Source organism: Amycolatopsis thailandensis, assembly GCF_042723255.1.
GTDB classification, from domain to species: Bacteria; Actinomycetota; Actinomycetes; order Mycobacteriales; family Pseudonocardiaceae; genus Amycolatopsis; species Amycolatopsis thailandensis.
The window spans coordinates 1-710 of the sequence record NZ_JBHXJK010000274.1 but is presented as its reverse complement, the minus strand read 5'-3'; the positions used below and the strand labels follow the sequence as shown (position 1 = coordinate 710).

The 710-nt window shown below is 63.9% G+C and carries 1 protein-coding gene; it reads left to right on the top strand.

The window, feature by feature from the left end:
- Positions 1-12 precede the first annotated feature (12 nt).
- Entirely contained in the window at positions 13-645 is a 633-nt protein-coding gene (locus tag ACFWMR_RS42630; RefSeq protein ID WP_378382499.1) for a mycothiol-dependent nitroreductase Rv2466c family protein, read from the top strand.
- Positions 646-710: the final 65 nt, after the last annotated feature.

Below are 710 nucleotides of genomic sequence, written 5' to 3'. Positions count from 1 at the left end.
GAGGACGCGTAGATGGCCACCGTAGATCAGAAGGCCACAGACCAAAAAGACACGGCCGGATTCTGGTTCGACCCGCTGTGCCCGTGGTGCTGGATCACCTCACGCTGGATCCTCGAAGTCGAGAAGGTCCGCGATATCGACGTGCAGTTCCACGTCATGAGCCTGGCGGTGCTCAACGAGGGCCGTGACCTGCCCGAGAACTATCAGGAACTGATGAAGAAGGCGTGGGGCCCGGTCCGGGTCGCCATCGCCGCCGAGCAACTCAAGGGTCCGGAGATCCTCAGCCCGCTCTACACCGCGATGGGCTTCCGGATTCACAACCAGAACGACAAAGACCTCGATCAGGTCATCGCGCAGTCCCTCGACGAGGTCGGTCTGCCCGCCGAACTGGCCGAGGCCGCCACGACCGACAAGTACGACGAGGAACTGCGCAAGAGCCATCACGCCGGTATGGACGCCGTGGGTGACGACGTCGGCACCCCGACCATCCACGTCAACGGTGTCGCATTCTTCGGCCCGGTGCTCTCGAAGATCCCGCGCGGTGAAGAAGCCGGCAAGCTCTGGGATGCGTCGGTGACGTTCGCGTCCTACCCGCATTTCTGGGAGCTCAAGCGCTCCCGTACGGAGGCACCCGAGTTCGACTGACGGGTGCACCGCACGCGAAATCGCGGTACCGGTTGCGTGACACCGCGGCGCACGCCACGGAGTAG